This window comes from Deinococcus radiopugnans ATCC 19172 (assembly GCF_006335125.1).
In the GTDB taxonomy this organism is placed as follows: domain Bacteria; phylum Deinococcota; class Deinococci; order Deinococcales; family Deinococcaceae; genus Deinococcus; species Deinococcus radiopugnans.
In genome coordinates this window covers 154,316-173,302 of sequence record NZ_VDMO01000009.1, presented here as the reverse complement: position 1 = coordinate 173,302, position 18,987 = coordinate 154,316, and the positions used below count along the sequence as shown (strand labels likewise).

The window sequence follows — 18,987 nt, the reverse complement described above, 5'->3', positions numbered from 1 at the left end:
TCGCCGGGAAACTGGCGGGGCTGGCGACGCAGGAGGGCATGACCGCCGAGCCGGAGGCCCTGAACCTGATCGGACGGCTGGCCGACGGGGCCATGCGCGACGGCGAGAGCCTGCTGGAGCGCATGCTGGCGGCGGGCAGTGCGGTCACGCGGGCCGGGGTGGAAGAGGCGCTGGGGCTGCCGCCCGGCGAGCGCGTGCGGGCCGTCGCGGCGGCGCTGGTGACCGGGGACGTGGGCGCGGCCCTGCAGGGGGCCGGGCGGCTGTACCGCGACGGCTTCGCGGCCCGCACGGTGGTGGAGGGGCTGGTCTCGGCGCTGGGCGCGGCCCTGCACGCCGAACTGGGTCTGGACGACGAGGGACGGCTGGACGGCGCAGACGTGCCCCGGCTGCTGAAGCTGCAGGCGGCGCTGGACGGGCAGGAGGCCCGCTTCGCCCGCTCCGCCGACGGGCAGAGTCTGGAGCTGGCCCTGACCCACGCCCTGCTGGCCGCCGATGGTGGTGGTGCGGGCAGCGGCACCGGGGGGCCGAGGGAACGGCCTTCAGGTGACCGGGGGGCGGGGGGCCACGCGGCGGCCATTCCGGCGGACCTGCTGCAGCGCCTGAACCGCATGGAAAAGGAACTGGCCGGTTTGCGGGCAGGCGGCGGCGCGGCCGCCCCCCAGGACCGCCGAGGCCCCGCCCCTGCCCGCGAACCCGTGCGCGAGGCAGTGGCGGCGATTCAGGAAGACAGTCAAGCGCACGGCGAGGCCCACCCCCCCCAGCAGGACGCGGCGCCCCAGGGCAACTGGGCCGACGTGGTGCGGGCGGCCAGCATGCAGCTGCGCGCCTTCCTGAAGCCCGCGCGCATGCACGCCGAGGCCGGCTACGTCAGCCTGATCTACGACGACAAGAACGCGTTTCACGCCAAGCAGGCCCTGAACAAGTTCGACGACATCTCGGCCCTGGCCCTGCGGGTGTTCGGCCCAGTCACCTTCGAGCTGATCACGGCGGAGGCCACCAAGAAGCAGAAGCTGGGCGGCGGGACCGTCCCTCAGGGCACTGCCCCAGCCCTCCAACCTGCGCCCATACCGCGCAGTGCCCCCGCACAGGCCGCCCCATCCCCGCAGGCCAGCGCCGAAGCCGCCGCCGGAATCGAGATTGCCCCCTTTGACCCCACGCCGCGCCGTGCCAGCCGGACCGCCGAGGGGCCTGGACCGCAGGCGGGGGCGTCTCCCTCGCCGCAGGCCACGCCCCCGCAGAGCGGCCTGCCCCCCCGCCCGGCCGCGGTGGCCACGCTGGATCCACCCGGCAGCGTTCCTCCGCCCCGGCCCCAGACGCGGCCTCCTGAGACCCCCGTGACCGAGACACGTCTCCCCCGCCCCGCCAGCCCGGACGACGTGGCCCCCGCCCCGCTGCCCACCATCGACGCCGACCCCTGGCAGGCGGAGCATGTGGCCGCCGCGCCCCCACCCCCCGCAGGCGCGGCCCCGCCGGAAGCCCGCACCGCCGCACGCGAGCTGTACGTCGTGGAGCCGATTGACGTCGAACCCGATTGGGACGACATCGGCGGGCCACTCGACGCAGCGGGACCAGCTGGTCCACCCGATCTGGACGACGCGCCGTACGCCAGTCTGGCGGTGGAGCGGCCCGCCCCGGCGCCGCGTTCGGCCGCGCCGCCCGTGCAGCCGGCCAGCGCCGCGCCGTCACGCCCCGGCGACATCCGCGCGCATCCCATGTACGAGGAGATCAAGGGCCGCTTCAGCGGGCGCGTGCGCGAGATCGGCAAGAACCGCAACCCGGTGGCCCCGGCGACAGAGGGCGAGACCGAAGATGAGGACGCCGAGGCCTAGCCGGGCGGCGTCAGACGACGTCCAGCGTGATGGTCACCGGGCCGTCGTTGCTCAGGTCGATCACCATATGTTCCCCGAACCGGCCCTCGCCCACCGCCAGTCCCAGGTCCCGCAGGGCGGCGTTGAACACCCCGTACAGCTCGCGGGCCTGCTCGGGGGGGGCCGCGCCGATGAAGCTGGGGCGGTTGCCCGCGCTGGTGTCGGCGTACAGCGTGAACTGGCTGATGCTCAGCACGCCGCCGCTCGTGTCCCGCACGCTGCGGTTCATCTTGCCCGCGTCGTCACCAAAGATGCGCAGCTTGGCGATCTTGGCGGCCAGCGCCCGCGCGGTCTGGGTGGTGTCCCCCGGCGCGACGCCCAGCAGCACCAGCAGTCCCGGCCCGGTCTGACCGGTGACCTCGTCCGCCACGGTGCAGGTGGCGTGCCGCACGCGCTGCACGACGGCCCGCACTAGTTCCCCGCAGCGCCGCTGCCCAGCCGGTCGCGCAGGCTGGACACCGCCTCGGTCAACAGGTCGGCCTCGGCGAAATCGAGGTTGCCGCGCGTTTTCTCGGCCAGCATGGTCAGCAGCTTCAGGCTGCGCTCGGCTGTCTGGCGGGCGCGGGCCTCGTGCAGCAGCCCGTCGCGCGCGGCGCTGGCGGTGGCGGCGTTCAGGTCACCCAGCGCGGCCTCGGCGGTGGCCTGGAGCGAATTGACGAGTCCGACGAATTCAGGATGAGGCATGGAACGTAGTGTATGCGCCGGGCAGAGTGTGCGGGGAACAGGCGACTTCGCCGGACGTATGGCCTTCAGAACAGGCCCGGTTGACCGTCCATCTCGTGCGGCGCCAGCCGGGCCAGCTCATCCGGCGTCTTCTCGCCGCGCAGCACGGCGGCCACCTCGCGGATGTCGCGCCAGGTCTGCGCCTTGGGGGTGCCGGGGGTGCGGGCCGGGTGGCGCAGCAGGTACGCGGGGTGAAACAGCGGCATCAACAGCGTCTGGTACGTCCCGCCGTCGCCGTCATCCGGCGTCAGGGCAAACCACTGACCGCGCAGGCTGGCGACGCCGCGCCCGGTGCTGAGCAGGTGCTGGGTGGCGGTGTTGCCCAGACTCAGGATCACGCGCGGGCGCAGCAGAGTCAGCTGCGCGTCCAGCCACAGCGAGGTGCAGGTTTCCACCTCGTCGGGGCGCGGGGGGCGGTCACCGGGGGGACGGCACCGGACCGTGTTGGTCAGGTACGCCTCGTCCCGCCCGATGCCTGCCGACGCCAGAATACGGTCCAGCAACGCCCCGCCGGCCCCCACGAAGGGGCGGCCCGTCCGGTCTTCCTCGCGCCCCGGCCCCTCGCCGATAATGACCAGGGGCGCGGCCGGATCACCCTCGGCCACCACGACGCCGCTACAGCCTGGGCGCAGGCGGCAGGCGACGCAGCCGGTACTCTGCAACTCCAGCGCCTGCAGCGCCGCCCGCTGCGTGGCTTCAGCTGCCAGCGGCAGCTTCCTCAGTCGGGGTCAACTTGGGGCGGCGGCTGCGGGCCTCGCGGCGGGTCTTGGGGTCCAGGCCCACCAGCAGAAAGAAGTTTTCCAGCGCGTTTTCCTGGCCCTTCAACTCCGGATGCTCGTGCTCAGGGGTGCCGGTGGAAAACGGAATGGCCTCGTACAGCTTCAGGGCGTGGGTGACCACGTCGTCTGGGGCGTGCTTCTCGGCGTAGGTGCCCAGCGCCACGTACATCTCGCGGCGGCATTCGGCGTGTTTCAAGAAGGCGGCCGGCCACGGCGTTTCGGGCGCGCGCAGCATGTCCTGACGGGCGATCCGGCGGTAGTGCTTCAGACCTTGCAGCAACTGATCGGTGGTCATGGGTTCCTTCATCGGTCCTCCAGATCAGGTGTCTGATCGATGGGTGCGGGTCAATCGGTGCTCGTCCATGAATCTCGGGGCGAGCCGCTGTGTCCTGCCTTCAAGTATAGGAGGCCGGAGTCTTTTCAGCGTCTTTCTGGGGAAGCCGGGCGCCACGCCGCGTCAACCCTTCCCTCATCCCGACTGCCCGATTTCACATGTGAGCGGGATGAGTTAATGACAAACCGCACACCTGGGGTTCCGGCTGTGACTGACGCCACTTTTTCAGCTGCCCCGAAGATGAGCCGAAGTCTGAGAAGCTTGAGCCAGAGGCCAAATTTTCATTCTGTTCACGCAGTGGCCTGACGCATAAAGAACGTATAGGCGCATAACCAGAGCGTTTAAGTGCAAGAATTAAGAGCGAATAAATAAAGCTGCGCTAAACTTCTGAAGTCGATGAATTACTCCCGCCTTCTGTTCCCCCTCGTTTTCGCCGCCCTGACCAGCACCGCTGCCCTGGCCTCCACGTACACCGTCAAGAGCGGTGACACCCTGTCCGCCATCGCGCGCGCCACGGGGACGGACGCCGGCACGCTGATGCGCCTCAATGGTCTGAACAGCAGCACCATTCAGGTGGGGCAGAAGCTGAACATCGGCGGGGCCACCGTCAACGCGCCCGTCCGCAACGCCGCCCCCGCCGCCAGCACCACTGGCGGCGCTTACGTGCGGACCGCCGCCGCCCGCTTCCTGGGCGTGCGTTACGCGCTGGGCGGCAATGGCCGGAACGGGCTGGACTGCTCCAGCTTTACCCAGAGCGTGTTCCGCAACCTGGGCATCAACCTGCCGCGCACCGCCGCCGGGCAGTGGAACACAGGCCGCGCGGTCAGCCGCCGCGACCTGCGGGCGGGCGATCTGGTGTTCTTCAACACCATGGGGCGTGTCGCCAGTCATGTGGGACTGTACGTGGGCGACGGCATGATGGCGAATGCCAACAGCTACAAGGGGCGCACCGTCATCGAGCCGCTGTTCGCCAATGCGTACTGGGCCAACCGCTACAACGGCGCGCGCCGCGTCATGAACTGAGCCAGAGTGAGCCAGAGCACCACGATGGAGGCGGGCGGATGACATCGACTCATCCGCCCGCCTCCTTTCTGTGGGGACAGATCTGTGGGACAGACACGCCCGTTCAGACCGCGCCTGCTACCCTGAACCGCAATGAAACTTCTGGTCGTCGGCGGCGCAGGTTATATCGGTTCACACACAGTGCGGCAGTTGCGGGCGGCGGGGCACCGCGTGGTGGTGCTGGACAACCTCTCCAGCGGGCACGCTGAAGCCCTGCCGGACGACGTGGAACTGATCAAGGCCGACCTGCTGGATTTCCCCAGCGTCAAGGCCGCGCTGGAGGCCCACCAGCCCGACGCTGTGATTCACTTCGCCGCGCTGATAGAGGTGGGCGAGAGCATGCGCGCCCCGGCCCGCTACTACCGCAACAACGTGGTGGGCAGCCTGAATCTGCTGCAGGCCATCGTGGAGACGCGCAAGGTGCCACTGGTCTTTTCCAGCACCGCCGCCGTGTACGGCACCACCGACGCCGTGCCGATTCCCGAGACCGCCGCCCTGCAGCCCGAGAGCGTCTACGGCGAGACCAAGCTGATGACCGAGCGCATGATTCACGCCTTCCACACGGCGCACGGTCTGCCGTACACGGTCCTGCGCTACTTCAACGTGTGCGGGGCGGCTGCCGCCGGGGACATCGGCGAGGCGCACCCCAGCCAGAGCCACCTGATCGAACTGGCGTGCATGACCGCCCTGGGTCAGCGCGAGAAAATGCTGATCTTCGGCGAGGACTACGACACGCCCGACGGCACCTGCATCCGCGACTACGTGCATGTGCAGGATCTGGCCGACGCGCATGTCCTGGCGGTGGAGGCGCTGCACGCCGGGCAGGCGGACGCCGCCACCTACAACGTCGGCCTGGGCCACGGCTTCAGTGTCAAACAGGTGCTGGACGCGGTGGACGCCGTGGTGGGCACGCCGCTGGAGCGCGAGATCGCCCCCCGCCGCGCGGGTGATCCGCCCCGGCTGGTGGCCGACGCCACGAAGATCGTGCAGGACCTGGGATTTTCGCCGCAGTTCACGGACCTGCAGGAGATCGTGCAGACCGCCTGGAACTGGCACAAGGGGCATCCACACGGCTTCGAGAAGTAGATTGGCCGCATGACAAAAGCCGATGCTCCGGACCTCTCCGCCCACATCGAACGCGGCCTGACCGACTTGCGCGATCTGGTGGCGCTGCAAAGCGTCTCCGCGCAGGGCCGCATGCTGCCCGAGACTGCGGACGCCGTGACTGCCCTGCTGGAGGCCGAGGACTTCACGGTGGCCCGCTACCCCGGTCAGGTGGCCCCGGTGCTGGTGGCCGAGGCGGGGAGCGGCCCCTTCACGCTGCTGATCTACAACCACTACGACGTGCAGCCGGAAGACCCGCTGGAGTTGTGGGACACGCCTCCCTTTGAACTCACCGAACGGGATGGCCGACTGTACGGACGCGGGGCGTCGGACGACAAGGGCGAGTTCGTGTCGCGGCTGGCCGGGCTGCGGGCGCTGCGCGAGCGGCACGGCGGCCGCCTGCCCCTCAAGGTGAAATGGCTGCTGGAGGGCGAGGAAGAGGTGGGCAGCCCCAGCCTGGAAGCCTTCGTGAGGGACCACGCCGACGAATTGCAGGCCGACGGCGTGTGGTGGGAATTCGGCAGCGTGACCCCCGAGGGCCGGCCCATCCTGTACGCGGGCCTGAAGGGCATCGTGTGCCTGGAACTGCGCTGCCGGGTGGCGGCCAGCGACCTGCACAGCAGCACCGGCGCGGTGGTGGACAACCCGTTGTGGCGGCTGGCAAAGGCCGTGGCCAGCCTGCGCGACGACACCGGGCGCGTCACCATCCCCGGCTTTCACGACGATGTGCGGCCCGCCAGCGAGGCCGATCTGGAGGCCATCGCCCGGCTGCCCGGCCACGGCGAAGCGCTGTACAGCGCCTACGAGGTCACGCGGCCCCTCGGCACGCCTGAGGACCACCACACCCGCCTGAACCTGATGCCGGTGCTGAACGTCAACGGCTTTCACGGCGGCTACGGCGATGGCGGCAGCAAGACCGTGCTGCCCGCCGAGGGCTTCGTCAAGATCGACTTCCGGCTGGTGCCGGACCAGAACCCCGACAGGATCGTGCAACTGCTGCGCGCCCATCTGGACACCCAGGGCTTGCAGGACGTGGACATCGTCGAGCTGGAAAGCCACCAGCACCCGGCCCGCAGCGATCTGAACCATCCCTTCGTGCAGACGGCGGTGCGGGTGGCCAGAGAGGTCTACGGCCAGGACGCCATCCTGAACCCCAGCAGCGGCGGCAGCGGCCCGATGCACCCCTTCATGGAATACGTCGGTGCGCCGGTGATCGCCCTGGGCATCGGCAATGTGGCGGGCCGCGTCCACGCCCCCAACGAGAACGTGCTGCGCCGCGACTTCGAGACCGGGGTGCAGTACGCGCTGGCATTCATGGACGCGCTGGGAGACGCGAAGGCAGAGGCCCCGACAGGGCGCTGAACAGGAGGGCGCGGAGCGGATCGCCTCCGGCAGCCATCCTCTGGGACGCCGCGTTCCCGGCTCAATCCGGAGGCTAGACGACTGGCCCAGCCCCCGCCCGGACATCGGGTACAGTCCTGCCATGATCCGCTCTGGCCTCCTTCTTACCCGTCCTCCGGTGGAGTGAACGGCTGAGGAAGATTGTGGCCGCCCAGTCCCCCGGAGGAGTCCCCTTCGGGGGATTTTCCGTGCCTGCCCAAGCTCAACTCGCGCCTCAGCCCGCTACAGGAGAACCCATGACCCAGCCGCAGAACAATCAGCCGCAGAGCACCGACCGCATCCGCATCTTCGACACCACCCTGCGCGACGGCGAGCAGTCGCCGGGCGTGGCCCTGAACCACGCACAGAAGCTGGAAATCGCGCACCAGCTGGCGCGGCTGGGCGTGGACGTGATCGAGGCGGGCTTTCCCATCGCCAGCCCCGGCGACCTGGAGGGGGTCTCGCGGATCGCGCGCGAGGTGCGCGGGCCGATCATCACCGGGCTGGCGCGGGCCGGGCGGGCGGACATCGAGGCGGCGGCGCGGGCGGTGGAAGCGGCGGAAAAGCCCCGCATCCACACCTTTATCGCCACCAGCCCGATTCACATGGCCAAGAAACTGAACCTGGAACCCGACGCCGTGGTGGAACGCGCCGTGCAGGCCGTGACGCTGGCCCGCTCCTTCGTGGACGACGTGGAATTCAGCGCCGAGGACGCCACCCGCAGCGACTGGGCCTTCCTGAGTCGGATTTTCAAGGCCGCCGTGGAAGCCGGAGCCACCACCATCAACGTGCCGGACACCGTGGGCTACACCACCCCCGACGAGATGCGCAAGCTGTTTGCGTTTCTGAAGGCCGAGTTGCCCGCCCACGTCATCCTGAGCAGCCACTGCCACGATGATCTGGGCATGGCGGTGGCGAACTCCATCGCGGCGGCTGAGGGCGGCGCACGCCAGATCGAATGCACCATCAACGGCATCGGCGAGCGGGCCGGAAACGCCAGCCTGGAAGAGATCGTGATGGCCTTTCACACGCGGGCCGATCACTACGGCTACAAGACCGGCATCCAGACCCGCGAGCTGTACCGCGCCAGCCGCCTGATCAGCCGCCTGAGCGGCATGCCCGTGCAGCCCAACAAGGCCATCGTGGGCGACAATGCGTTTGCGCACGAGTCCGGCATTCACCAGGACGGCGTCTTGAAGGCGCGCGAGACCTACGAGATCATGAACGCCGAGCTGGTGGGCCGCGAGGCCGCCGTGCTGGTGATGGGCAAGCACTCGGGCCGCGCCGCCTTCCGCAAGGCACTGACCGATCTGGGCTACGCCGATATGCCCGACGACAAGGTGCAGCACCTGTTCGGGCGCTTCAAGGATCTGGCCGACCGCAAGGGGCAGATCTTCAGTGACGACCTGCGTGCCCTGGTGGACTCCCGCAGCGACGTGCCGCAGACCTTCAGCCTGGAAGGCTTTCAGATCACCTCCGGCATGAACATGACCCCGGTGGCCTTCGTGCGCCTGCAAACCCCGGACGGCCCGGTGGACGCCACCGCGCACGGCGACGGCCCGGTGGAGGCCGCCTTCCAGGCCATCAACAAGATCACGGGCCTCACGCCCACGCTGGAGAGCTACCGCATCCAGGCCGTCACGCAGGGCGGCGACGCGCTGGGCGAGGTCAGCGTCAGCGCCCGCCACGGCGAGACGCTGCTGCACGGTCTGGGCGTCGCCACCGACGTGGTGGAGGCCAGCGCCCGCGCGTGGATTCGTGTGCAGAACATGATCGTGGCCGGCATGGGGGCCGAGCGGCGTCAGGGCGAATTCGCGCCGGGGCGGATCTGAACAGAGACGGTGCGCCGCACTTTGCCTCACTGCCCAAGAAAAATTTGTGGCGTCTGAAGCCAGAAGAGAGTCAGGGGTCCCGCCCATGATCCAGGAAATTGCCCTCCTCCACATCCGCCCCGGCCAGACCGCCGCGTTCGAGGCCGCCTTCGCGGGGGCGCAGCGCATCATCGCCAGCATGAAGGGCTACGTGCGCCACGAGTTGCAACGCTGCCTGGAGGATGACCACAAATACGCCCTGCTGGTGTGGTGGGAGACCCTGGAAGACCACACCGAGGGCTTTCGCGGCAGCGCCGAATACGAGGAATGGCGGGCAGTGCTGCACCACTTCTACGATCCGTTCCCCACGGTGGAGCATTACGTGCAGGTGGCCCTGTAATACGGATTCCGTTTGTAACGCGACAGAGGTCGAGACAGCTCCGATGTCTACACTCCACGTCCGGAACCCGTTCTTTTTCTCCTCGCTCTGCTCGGATTTCCAGGTGTTTTCAACACTTTTCAATCGGAGTCCGTATCACCCGGCCCCTGCGCGTGGTGTTCGTCTGCGCCCAGAACAGGCTGCGGAGCCCCACCGCCGAGGCGATCTTCTGCGGCACGCCCGGCTGGGAAGTGACCTCGGCCGGCACCCACCGCGACGCCGAAACGCCGGTCAGCCGCGACCTGCTGGAATGGGCCGACGTGGCCGTCTGCATGGAAAAGCGTCACCGGGACGTCCTGCGCCAGCGTTTCAATGGGGCGCTACCGGATGACCGTCTCCTCACGCTGGGCATCCCCGACGATTACGAATTCATGGACCCGGAACTGATCGACATGCTGCGAAGGCTGGTGCCGTGGCGACTGGAACGGGTGACGCCGCGCGAAGACAGCCCAGGTCCGCGCCCTTCCCTCCCAGGTGGTGTCTCCGCAGCCCTCCCCTGACCACGCTCTGGGCATTTCCCACTCCTCCCCGATCATGGCCCGATCATGGGCCGCCCGCCATGATCCGGGCATGAACACCGATCAGTGCACTCCAGAACAGCAACGGCATCCGGTCGCCTTTCTGGTGCACCCGCGCACCGACGTGGCGCGTGACCTGGGCGGAGTGTGCCGCCCGCTGGGCTGGGTGCCCAACGCGGTGTACGAGGGGCTGATGCGCCGGGTCAGGCTGCCCAGCGCCGTGACCGGGACGCTGCGATACGCCGACGCGCCGGGGTTCAGGGCCGGGTGGCTGATCACCGTGCCGCTCACGCCGTCCGAACTGCTGAGCGGCAGCCGCCGGGTGCGCGACACCATTGACCGCGCCGTCTCCCGCGCCCGTGACCTGGGGGCCAGGACGGTGGGCCTGGGCGCGCTGACCGCCCCGGCGACGGCAGGCGGCGCGGCGCTGCGGCACCGCCCGGACATTGGCATCACCAACGGCAATGCCTTTACGGCGGCCGTCACGTTCCAGGGCGTGCTGCGGCTGCTGAGGCAGTGCGCGCCGGACGCGCGGGTGGCGGTGGTCGGGGCCAGCGGCAGCGTCGGCACGCCACTGACCGGGCTGCTGGCCCGCCAGACCGCCCAGCCACTGCTGCTGGTGGGCCGCAACCGCAAGCGCCTGGACGCGCTGGCCGCCACGCTGGAACCGGGCCGCGCGCAGCTCAGCACGACGCTGGACGATCTGCGCCGCGCCGACGTGGTGGTGCTGCTCACCTCGGCGGCGGACGCGCTGCTGGACAGCCGCCACCTGAAGGCGGGAGCCATCGTGCTGGACGACACCCAGCCGCGCAACACCCGCCCGGAGCTGCTGCTGGCGCGGCCGGACGTGCGGATCGTGGACGGCGGACTGGTCAGCGTGCCGGGCATCGTGCGCCGGGGCTACATCGGGCTGCCGCCTGGGATCGCCTACGCCTGTCTGGCCGAAACGCTGCTGCTGGGGCTGGCCGGACATCAGGGGCACTTCGCGCTGGGCACGCCGAGCGTGGGGCAGGCCGAGCACATGCTGGGGCTGGCCCACCGCTTCGCGCATCTGGGCTTTACCCTGGCGCCGCCGCACACCTTCGGGCAACCGGTGAACCTGAACCGGCGGTTCGAGGACCCTCTGCCCACAGCTCTGCCCACAGACAGCGCGGCCAGCGTGGCCGGGACGGCGCTCGCATGAGCCGCCACGCCTCGGCCGTGCGCGCCCGCCTGCTGATCCTGGGCGGCGGCTACGTGGGCATCGACGCCTACCGCGCCGTGATGCGCCAGTTGGGCCGTCAGGTGCGGCGCGGGCAGGTGGAGATCACGGTGGTGAACAGCACGCCGTACCACACCTTCCACGGCTTCACGGGCGAGGTGCTGGGCGGCGTGCTGCCGCTGGAACGCACGCTGACCCCCCTCCGGGACCTGCTGCCGCAGGCCCGCGTGATCGAGGCCACCGTGACCCGCGCCGAGCTGCCGATGCAGCGTGTCCATGTCCAGGATCAGGCCGGGCGGACCAGCACCCTGTGCTACGACCACCTGCTGATCGGCACCGGATCGCGCGATCCCTTTGAGCGTGTGCCAGGGCTGCGCGAACACGGCTGGCGGCTCAAGGACAGCCGCGACATGCAGGCGTTCCGCGCCCATCTGGCGCAGCGACTGGCGGACGGGCAGCCCACCACCCTGGCCGTGATCGGTGGCGGCTTCGCCGGCGTGGAGATGGCGGCGGCCCTGCGCGAGCGGCTAACCCGCGCCGGCGTACCGGGCGAGGTGCATCTGCTGTGCAGCGGCGGCGTGCTGGACTGCCTGCAAGGCCGGTTTGGTGGCCTGGCGGCCCATGCCCGGCAGGCGCTGCAACGCGCCGGGGTGCAGCTCCACCTGGGCCGGCGGGTCACCGAAATCAGGGCTGGAGAGGTGCGGCTGGAAGACGGCGCGTCGCTGCGGGTCAACGAGATCCTGTACGCCGCCGGCATCGCCCTGAGCGTGCTGCCCGGCACCGAGGAGTTGCCGCGCGACGACGCCGGCCGCCTGCTGACCGACGACTTCCTGCGCGTTCAGGGTCAGACCCGGCTGTGGACCGGCGGAGACGCGGCCCGCGTCAGGCATCCGGCCCGCGCCGGGGACTGCCCGGTTAATGCCCTGTGGGCCATGAAGCACGGTATGTGGGCCGGGCACAACATGGCCCGCAGCGTGCAGGCGCGGTCCCTGAAGCGCTTTTCGTACCGGGGGCTGGGTCAGGTGGCGGGCCTGGGACGAGGCGACGGCGTGGGCGAACTGTTCGGCGTCCCGCTGACCGGCGCGGCCGCGTGGTGGCTGCGGCTGCTGTTCTTCGTGTGGTACATGCCCTCGAAAAGGCAGGGGGCGCGGGCCTTCGCCGAGATGCTGCGGCCCCCGAGGAGACGGGGCACCCCCGCGTCAGCCCTGCAGCCCACCGGGGGCTGACCCCAATCAGGGCATCAACCCCTACGCGTTGAAGAAGCGCAGCAGCGGCCTCCACCACGGAATCCCCGCCAGCGCCACCACCAGACTGAGCACGGTCCACACGGTCACGGCGCGAAATTTGGCCGGATTGCCGCTCGCGCGTTTGCTCAGCGCCGAGGCCAGGGTGGCGAACACGGCGGCCAGCACCCCCAACCCCAGGTGTTCCCACTGGAAGCTGGCGCGTGCCCCCGCGAAAACCGGGATGTTCTGGGCGCCCATGAAGCCGAACAGCAGCAGCCCCAAGACCAGTTGCAGGCTGACCGTGCCCACGAACGCCACCACCGGACGCCGGTCGGCGGCGGTGAAGGTCCGGCCCGAACTCAGGCCCGAGAAGCCGCGGAACAGCGCCCACACGCCCGCCAGCACCACCAGCCAGCGGTTGATGTTGTGCAGCGTGAGCAGAATCACATACAGGGTTGCCATGGGCCCAGCCTACGGGGTGGAGCGGGCCGGGTCAAAGGCAAACGGCAAGAGTTGATGAGCGCGGTCTTCTGGCCGTGGTCCACCGCTTCTAGAGCATTTGTCCGAATTGCTGCATCAGAAAAAAGACTTCTGATGCCTCCATTCTCTCCTTCGGAGCTGTACCAGTCCCAAATGCTCAGCACAATTCACTCACTCTCTGCGAGCTGTGCCAGTCCGTTCGGTCAAAAGCAAACAGCACTTTTGACAGATGCTCTAGAACACCACCGTCTTGTTGCCATGAACCAGCACACGGTCCTCGACGTGGGCCTTGACGGCGCGGGCCAGCACCTGCCGTTCCACGTCGCGGCCCAGACGCATCAGCGTGTCGGGCGTCTCGCGGTGGGTGACCGGCACGACGTCCTGGGCAATGATCGGCCCGGCGTCGAGTTCCTCGGTGACGTAGTGGCTGGTGGCCCCGATCAGCTTGACGCCCCGGTTGAAGGCCGCGCGGTAGGGGTTGGCGCCGACAAAGGCCGGCAGGAAGCTGTGGTGAATGTTGATCACGGGCCGCCCGAACCCGCGCAGAAAGTCCCCCGACAGAATCTGCATGTAGCGGGCCAGCACGACGAACTCGGCGTCGGCCTCACGCAGCAGCCGGACCTGTTCGGCCTCGGCCTCGGCCTTGTTGGCCTTGTTCACGGGCACGACATGAAAAGGAAGGCCGAACATCTCGGCGTCACGGCGCAGCTCCTCGTGGTTGCTGATGATCAGCGGGATGGTCACGTTCAGCTCGCCCCGGCGTTTGCGCCACAGCAGGTCCAGAAAGCAGTGGTCGTAACGGCTGACCAGAATCGCCATGCGCCGGGGTTCGGCGCGGTAGGCCAGCGTCCATGCCATGTCGAACGGCCGGGCCACCCCGGTCGCGAAGGCACGCTCGAAGCCGTCGCGGGACAGGTCCAGCCCGTCCAGGTAGAACTCCATGCGCATGAAGAAGGTGCCGCCCGCCGGATCGGTGCTGTGCTGATCGCTGTGGATGATGTTCGCGCCGTGGTGGTGCAAGAACTGCGACACCGACGCCACGATCCCGCCGCGGTCCGGGCAGGTGATGGTCAGTGTCGCCGTATTCAGCGGATCGGGAACGGTGGCAGGCGCGGTCATGGGGCGCAGCATACGGGAGCCCGGCCCCAGCCCCCGCGTCCCGGTTTAGCTCAGGCCGCCGCGGGCGTACAGGCCGCCGACGACGAAGGTGAGCAGCACGAAGGCCAGCGAGGCCACGGTCAGGCCCAGCGCCTTGACCCGGCTGTCGCGTGCGTCGCGTTTGGGCAGCCAGTAGTACAGCATCACCAGTCCCAGCGAGCCCACGCCGCCCAGGTAATGCACGTACTTCTGCACGGTGCCCAGCCCCTGGTCCAGCAGCTTGATACCGATCAAGGCCTGCACGATCAGCGCGATCTGAAAGACGATCAGCGCCGCGTTCTGCCAGCCGCCCAGCGCGGGGCTGCGGAGGGAATCCGGGCTGCCCGAAGCGGTGCCCACCGAGGTCTTGAGGGTGGCGAGGCCGCGCCAGTTGAGGCCGACGGTGAGGATGGCGGCCAGCACGACAAGGCCGCCGATGGCGTTGTGGAGGGCCGGTTGGATGATGATTTCGTCCATGATGGTGAACTCCTTGGAGGATGCTCGAGTATTGACTTACCGGTAGGTAAGTTCATGGGCCAGCCTAGCCCGTTTCAGGCGCAGGGTCAAGGGAGCGGGATCAGGCGTTTACGCCAGGCGGCGCACGCAGCCCCGCGCGAAGGCGACAGCCTCGTCCAGCCGCGCCGGGCCGCCCTGTTCGGCAGCGCGGCCCGCCCGGTGAAGGGCCAGCAGCAGGCCGAACAGGGCCGCGTCGCGGTCACACGCCAGCGCCGCCGCCTCGGCCACGCGCGCCGCCGCGCTCCAGCCGTGAAAATAGGCCACGCTGGCCACATCCCACGCAGGCGGGCCGACGGCGGCGTCCCCGAAATCCAGCAACGCCCTCAATCGCCCGGCCTGCCAGCGAATCTGTCCGGCGTGCAGATCGGTGTGGCACAGGGCGGAAGGGAGGGTGGCAGGTGTTCCAGCCACCCGCCACAGCTCGGCCTCCAGCGCCCGCAGCGGCGTGGCGAGGTCCGGCGCGTGCCGCAGCAGCGGTTGGGCAAACAGTTCGCCCCCGTTCAACGGCCACCCCTGCAGACGGGTGCGCAGGCCATCGACTGACGTAGAGGCCGCGCCCTGAAACCCCACCGCCCGATCTTCCAGAAGACCAAATCCAGCATGAGGCAGAGCGTGCAGCACGCCCAAAGCGCGGCCGAGGTCCGCCCAGCCTGCCGCCGATGGTCCCGCGTCATCGCCAGTCACCAGGGTTTCCAGAGTGAAAGCCCGGCCAGACGGCAGCCAGCCGACGTCCAGCACTTCCGGCACCGGCACGCCAGTGGCAGACAGCGCCCGCATGACTCCCGCCTGAGCGTGAAGCCGCGCTTCCGGACTCCGCGCCAGCCGCAGCACCCGCCCGACAGCCGTATAAACCTCGCAGGTCGCTCCCACCGACAGCAACCGTGCCGATGGCCCCAGGACGGAGCGCGCCTCAGCTTCCGGCTGCATCGCAGACGATAAACGGGGCCTTCAGATCGTTGTTGTCCACCACCACTCCCGCCCACTTTTCCGGCTGAGTCTCGCGGAAATACAGCCGATTCCCGCCGATGTAGCGGCGATTGCTCTCGGCCTCCGGATCGGGTGAGCCGAAGCCGGGGCCGCGCGCCGCGCCGCGTGGCACCGAGACGGCAAAATCGACGCGCAGAAAGATAGAATCATCCCACAGGCCACGCAATTCGGGACGGTGCAGGAACAGCCCGTCCACGATCAGGAGGCTGCCGGGCCGGGCGATCTGTTCCGGTTCAAAGAGCGGCTGATCCGAGATCACATCCAAGATTGCCGTGCGGTACCGCAGTGAGCCGCCCGGCCCCAGCGGGTCCAACAGCGTCCGCCTCAGCCCCGCATGGTCGTAGGAGTCGCGGTAGAAGCCTGCGGGCGAATCCCGACCCAGCCGGTAGCGCATGGCGCGGGGGTGATGAAAGTCGTCGGCGCTGACGCGGATGACCTCGCGGCCCAGTTCGCGCAGGGAGGCGGCCAGCTCGTCGGCGAACGTGGACTTGCCCGCACCATCCACCCCATCCACGGCGACACGCAGAACGGGGTGGGCCGGCTGAGTGTCCAGCCTCGCGGCCAACCCTCCCAGCAGCTTCAAACGGGCGTTCAGAGCTTCAACTCACCCTCTCTGGTCACGTTCAGGTCCTGGGCCACCTCGCGGGCCACCTGCTGGCGTTCGCGGTCCAGATAGGTCTGGGCCTGGGCCACCTCCTTGTCCAGCACCTGCATGGTCTCGGTGAAGCGCTCCAGCGCCTGCTGGCGGTAGGCGCTGATGGCGTCCAGCGCGCCGTACACGTCGCGGAAGGCCCCCTGGATAATCTGCGGGTCCACCGTGGCGCTGCCCGCCTGCCGCTGAATCTCGGTGGACTGCTGCTTCAGGAGGCTGGCGGTGGAGCCGATCATCTTGCCGGTGGTGTCGTTGATGGCGGTGATCTGCCCGAGAACGGCGCCCTGCGTGCCCAGCGCCTGCGAGACCATCAGCGCGGTCTTGAGGGCGCTGACGGTGGTGGTGGTGGCGCGGTCCACCCCCTTGATCAGCTCCAGGTTGTTGCGCCGCACCAGATCGAGGGCCAGGTAGCCCTGAATGCTGACCGCCAGTTGCGTGAGCAGGTCCGTGACGCGCTGGCGCACCGCGAACAGCAGTTCCTCGCTGACCATGCGGGCCTTTTCGGGATCGGTCTGGGCCAGTTCGGACAGGCGCTCGGTCAGGGCCGTGTCCACCGCCTTGCCGACATGGGCGTACTGCCGCAGCTTCTGCATGGTCTCCCACAGGTGCAGCTTCTCGGTCTCGATGGTGGCGTTGTCGCGCCGCAGTTCGTCCTGACCGCGGTACAGCGATTCGAGGATGCCGTTCAGGTGCGACTGGGCGCTCTGGTACTTGTCCATCGCGTTCTGCACCTTCCTGGCCCCCGGCAGGATGCCGAACAGGCGCCGGGGCGTAGGGGCGCGGCTGGGGTCCAGGTCTTCCACCGTGCGGCGCAGGTCCGTCAGGCTGTTCAGGATCTCGCTGCCCTCGGCCAGGGCGCCGCTGCGGGTGGCGCGCAGGGGGCGGTCCAGCATGCGGTTGCTGGTCTGCGCCGCCGCACGCTGTTCAGGCAGGCCCAGATCATGCACGGCGTCCAGTTTGCGCTTGAACTCGGGGGTGTGTGCCCCGGCGTTCAGCACGTCCACCGCGAACGCACGGGCCATGCCGTCCAGGCGCGCGCGGTCCTCGGGCGAGAGCGGCACCATTTCGGGAGCGTCCACTGGGGCCACGTTCTTGACGGCCTCCGGCGCGCTCAGGGAGGATTCGGGCGGGGTCAGCGGGCCGGGCTTGCCATCGGTCATATCTCCTATTACGCACCATCGACGTGAGGGGTTGCATCCGGCAAAAGGCGTAAAGGCTGGGGAAGCCCCGTGAACCCGTTTCCGCGCTGCCGATCCGATCACCGCACAGAGCGAGGCAACCATCTCTAACCAAAACCAGCAACCTTACTCACTTCACCAGTAAACTATTTCTGGGTGTAGTATCTGCCGATGACCCTTGAACCCAGACGTGCCCCCTTTCTGCTGCTGGCGGTGGCGGCAGGAACTTTGTTGCCGATGCAGTTTGCCGTGAACAGCGCACTGGCGGGTGAATTGAAGTCGGTGACGCTGACGGCGGCCCTGTCCTATCTGGTGGGAGCCGTGACGCTGGGCCTTGTGCTGGCCGGGCTGCGGGTGCCGGGTGCGTGGACCGCGGCGGGGGCGGCCCCGCGCTGGGTGTGGCTGGGCGGCGTCGTCGGCAGCGCCTACGTGGTGGGCAGCGTGGTGCTGACCCGGCTGCTGGGGGCGGCCCTGGCCACCAGCCTGGTGATTGCCGCGCAGGTCCTGACCGCACTGGCGCTGGACCACTTCGGGGCGCTGGGTCTGCCGCGCCGACGCCTGAACCGGGCGCGCAGCCTGGCCGCGCTGCTGGTGCTCTCGGCGCTGGCACTGCGGCTGTGGGGACTGCAGCCGGGAGGACCGGCATGAGTCTGGCGGCCCTGCTGTCCACGGTGGGCGCGGGTATTGGCCTGTCGGCGGGACTGGCCTTCAACCTGCGGCTGGCCGCCGTCCTGGCGTCGCCGCTGGCCGCCACACTGGTCAACTTCGGGGTGGGGGCAGGGCTGCTGTTCTCGCTCTGGGCGCTGGGGCTGGACGGTGCGCGGCCCACGGCCTGGCCAGCACTGTGGACCCTGACGGGCGGCCTGCTGGGCGTCACCTACGTCAGCCTGACCCTGACGGTGGGCGCGCGGCTGGGGGCCGGGGCCAGCACGGTGGCGGTCACGCTGGGGCAGGTGCTGGGGGCCGCCGTCATCACCGGCCTGGGCTGGCTGGGACAGACCGCGCAGGCGCCCACCGCGACGGGCCTGCTGAGCGCGGCGCTGCTGCTGGGCGCGGTGGGCCTGCTGGCCGCGGACCGGGAACGGGGGCGAGGATGAAAAACGCCCCCACCGCCGCGCTGCTGACACGCATCGAACGCGACTGGCGCACGGCCCGGCCCGATCTGAATCCGGAGCCGATGCTGACCGTGATCGCCGTGCAGCGGACCTCCGGCCTGCTTCAGGCCGAGCTGGAGGCTTTTTTTGCCGGGCATGGCCTGAGCCCCGCGGCTTTCGACGTGCTGGCCACCCTGCGCCGCTCGGCCCCGCCCGAGGGCCTGACGCTGGGTGAGCTGGCCGCCCTGATGGCCGTCACGCCGCCCGCCGTGACCAAACGGGTGGACGCCCTGAACGTTCGGGGCCTTCTGGACCGCCTGCCCGACGCGGCAGACCGCCGGGCCATCCGCGCCCGCCTGACGGCAGCGGGGCGCGAAGTGGTAGACGCCCTGTTGCCCCAACATCTGACCCACGAGGAACGCCTTCTGGCGGGCCTGAGTGCCGGGGAGCGTCAGACCCTCAGAACCCTGCTGGGGCGGATTCGGGCAGACTGACCGA

Annotated in this window: 22 protein-coding genes; 12 read left to right on the top strand and 10 right to left on the bottom strand. The window is 69.4% G+C overall.

The features are described 5' to 3' along the window. On the top strand, nt 1-1,829 hold a 1,829-nt coding region (locus FHR04_RS20975; protein ID WP_211344187.1), incomplete at its 5' end, for a hypothetical protein. Between the two features lie 10 nt (nt 1,830-1,839). Here FHR04_RS20975 and dtd read toward each other — a convergent pair. The 4 genes from dtd to FHR04_RS10290 all read right to left on the bottom strand — a co-directional run bounded on the left by dtd (nt 1,840) and on the right by FHR04_RS10290 (nt 3,677). Then, the gene (gene dtd / locus FHR04_RS10305; protein WP_139402987.1) at nt 1,840-2,280 is read right to left on the bottom strand and encodes a D-aminoacyl-tRNA deacylase; all 441 of its coding nucleotides are present in this window, start codon (nt 2,278-2,280) and stop codon (nt 1,840-1,842) included. After that, nucleotides 2,280-2,552: a DUF1844 domain-containing protein gene (locus tag FHR04_RS10300; RefSeq protein WP_039683037.1), complete on the bottom strand. Its 273-nt coding sequence runs from the start codon at nt 2,550-2,552 to the stop codon at nt 2,280-2,282. The genes dtd and FHR04_RS10300 overlap by 1 nt, the downstream gene beginning before the upstream one ends. Nucleotides 2,553-2,617: 65 nt before the next feature. After that, on the bottom strand, nt 2,618-3,253 hold the full coding sequence (locus FHR04_RS10295) for a uracil-DNA glycosylase (RefSeq protein ID WP_249039071.1): 636 nt from the start codon (nt 3,251-3,253) through the stop codon (nt 2,618-2,620). A gap of 34 nt (nt 3,254-3,287) precedes the next feature. Further along, a complete protein-coding gene (locus FHR04_RS10290; protein WP_139402982.1) occupies nt 3,288-3,677 on the bottom strand; it encodes a hypothetical protein in 390 nt (129 codons plus the stop codon). A gap of 423 nt (nt 3,678-4,100) precedes the next feature. Here FHR04_RS10290 and FHR04_RS10285 point away from each other — a divergent pair, with 423 nt between their 5' ends. From FHR04_RS10285 to FHR04_RS10250, 8 genes are all read left to right on the top strand, one after another. After that, nucleotides 4,101-4,727, top strand: coding sequence for a C40 family peptidase (locus FHR04_RS10285; RefSeq protein ID WP_039683033.1), 627 nt, complete (start codon nt 4,101-4,103; stop codon nt 4,725-4,727). 132 nt (nt 4,728-4,859) lie between these two features. Beyond that, nucleotides 4,860-5,852 (top strand): UDP-glucose 4-epimerase GalE, encoded by a 993-nt coding sequence (gene galE / locus FHR04_RS10280; protein WP_139402979.1) that lies wholly within the window; start codon nt 4,860-4,862, stop codon nt 5,850-5,852. Between the two features lie 9 nt (nt 5,853-5,861). Next, the gene (locus FHR04_RS10275) at nt 5,862-7,232 is read left to right on the top strand and encodes a M20/M25/M40 family metallo-hydrolase (RefSeq protein ID WP_139402976.1); all 1,371 of its coding nucleotides are present in this window, start codon (nt 5,862-5,864) and stop codon (nt 7,230-7,232) included. Nucleotides 7,233-7,507: 275 nt separating this feature from the next. After that, entirely contained in the window at nt 7,508-9,082 is a 1,575-nt protein-coding gene (locus FHR04_RS10270) for a 2-isopropylmalate synthase (RefSeq protein WP_139402972.1), read from the top strand. An 85-nt stretch (nt 9,083-9,167) separates the two neighbouring features. After that, nucleotides 9,168-9,461 (top strand): antibiotic biosynthesis monooxygenase family protein, encoded by a 294-nt coding sequence (locus FHR04_RS10265; RefSeq protein WP_039683026.1) that lies wholly within the window; start codon nt 9,168-9,170, stop codon nt 9,459-9,461. Between the two features lie 152 nt (nt 9,462-9,613). Then, complete coding sequence (locus tag FHR04_RS10260; RefSeq protein WP_245616429.1) at nt 9,614-10,000, top strand: low molecular weight protein tyrosine phosphatase family protein; 387 nt, start codon at nt 9,614-9,616, stop codon at nt 9,998-10,000. Between the two features lie 70 nt (nt 10,001-10,070). Then, nucleotides 10,071-11,201: a semialdehyde dehydrogenase gene (locus FHR04_RS10255; protein WP_139402971.1), complete on the top strand. Its 1,131-nt coding sequence runs from the start codon at nt 10,071-10,073 to the stop codon at nt 11,199-11,201. Then, a complete protein-coding gene (locus FHR04_RS10250) occupies nt 11,198-12,445 on the top strand; it encodes an NAD(P)/FAD-dependent oxidoreductase (protein ID WP_139402968.1) in 1,248 nt (415 codons plus the stop codon). The genes FHR04_RS10255 and FHR04_RS10250 overlap by 4 nt, the downstream gene beginning before the upstream one ends. A gap of 21 nt (nt 12,446-12,466) precedes the next feature. Here FHR04_RS10250 and FHR04_RS10245 read toward each other — a convergent pair whose 3' ends face one another. The 6 genes from FHR04_RS10245 to FHR04_RS10220 form a co-directional block, all read right to left on the bottom strand. After that, complete coding sequence (locus FHR04_RS10245; RefSeq protein ID WP_039683021.1) at nt 12,467-12,907, bottom strand: hypothetical protein; 441 nt, start codon at nt 12,905-12,907, stop codon at nt 12,467-12,469. 252 nt (nt 12,908-13,159) lie between these two features. Continuing rightward, nucleotides 13,160-14,044, bottom strand: a complete 885-nt coding sequence (gene purU / locus FHR04_RS10240) for a formyltetrahydrofolate deformylase (RefSeq protein WP_139402965.1) — start codon at nt 14,042-14,044, stop codon at nt 13,160-13,162. Nucleotides 14,045-14,089: 45 nt separating this feature from the next. Beyond that, the gene (locus FHR04_RS10235; RefSeq protein WP_139402962.1) at nt 14,090-14,539 is read right to left on the bottom strand and encodes a hypothetical protein; all 450 of its coding nucleotides are present in this window, start codon (nt 14,537-14,539) and stop codon (nt 14,090-14,092) included. Nucleotides 14,540-14,647: 108 nt separating this feature from the next. Further along, nucleotides 14,648-15,505 carry a phosphotransferase family protein gene (locus FHR04_RS10230; RefSeq protein WP_139402959.1) on the bottom strand — a complete coding sequence of 286 codons (858 nt, stop codon included), beginning with the start codon at nt 15,503-15,505 and terminating at the stop codon, nt 14,648-14,650. Beyond that, on the bottom strand, nt 15,489-16,148 hold the full coding sequence (locus FHR04_RS10225; RefSeq protein WP_249039069.1) for a nucleoside/nucleotide kinase family protein: 660 nt from the start codon (nt 16,146-16,148) through the stop codon (nt 15,489-15,491). The genes FHR04_RS10230 and FHR04_RS10225 overlap by 17 nt, the downstream gene beginning before the upstream one ends. A gap of 8 nt (nt 16,149-16,156) precedes the next feature. After that, nucleotides 16,157-17,377 (bottom strand): toxic anion resistance protein, encoded by a 1,221-nt coding sequence (locus FHR04_RS10220; RefSeq protein ID WP_039684272.1) that lies wholly within the window; start codon nt 17,375-17,377, stop codon nt 16,157-16,159. A 189-nt stretch (nt 17,378-17,566) separates the two neighbouring features. On the opposite strand from FHR04_RS10220, the gene FHR04_RS10215 reads away from it, so the two are divergent. From FHR04_RS10215 to FHR04_RS10205, 3 genes are read left to right on the top strand one after another with little or no spacing between them, the layout of a single operon-like run. Next, nucleotides 17,567-18,043 carry a DMT family transporter gene (locus tag FHR04_RS10215; protein WP_139402954.1) on the top strand — a complete coding sequence of 159 codons (477 nt, stop codon included), beginning with the start codon at nt 17,567-17,569 and terminating at the stop codon, nt 18,041-18,043. Beyond that, entirely contained in the window at nt 18,040-18,492 is a 453-nt protein-coding gene (locus FHR04_RS10210) for a DMT family transporter (RefSeq protein ID WP_139402952.1), read from the top strand. The genes FHR04_RS10215 and FHR04_RS10210 overlap by 4 nt, the downstream gene beginning before the upstream one ends. Continuing rightward, on the top strand, nt 18,489-18,983 hold the full coding sequence (locus FHR04_RS10205; protein ID WP_139402950.1) for a MarR family winged helix-turn-helix transcriptional regulator: 495 nt from the start codon (nt 18,489-18,491) through the stop codon (nt 18,981-18,983). Before FHR04_RS10210 ends, FHR04_RS10205 begins: the two co-directional genes overlap by 4 nt. The last annotated feature ends 4 nt before the right edge of the window (nt 18,984-18,987 follow it).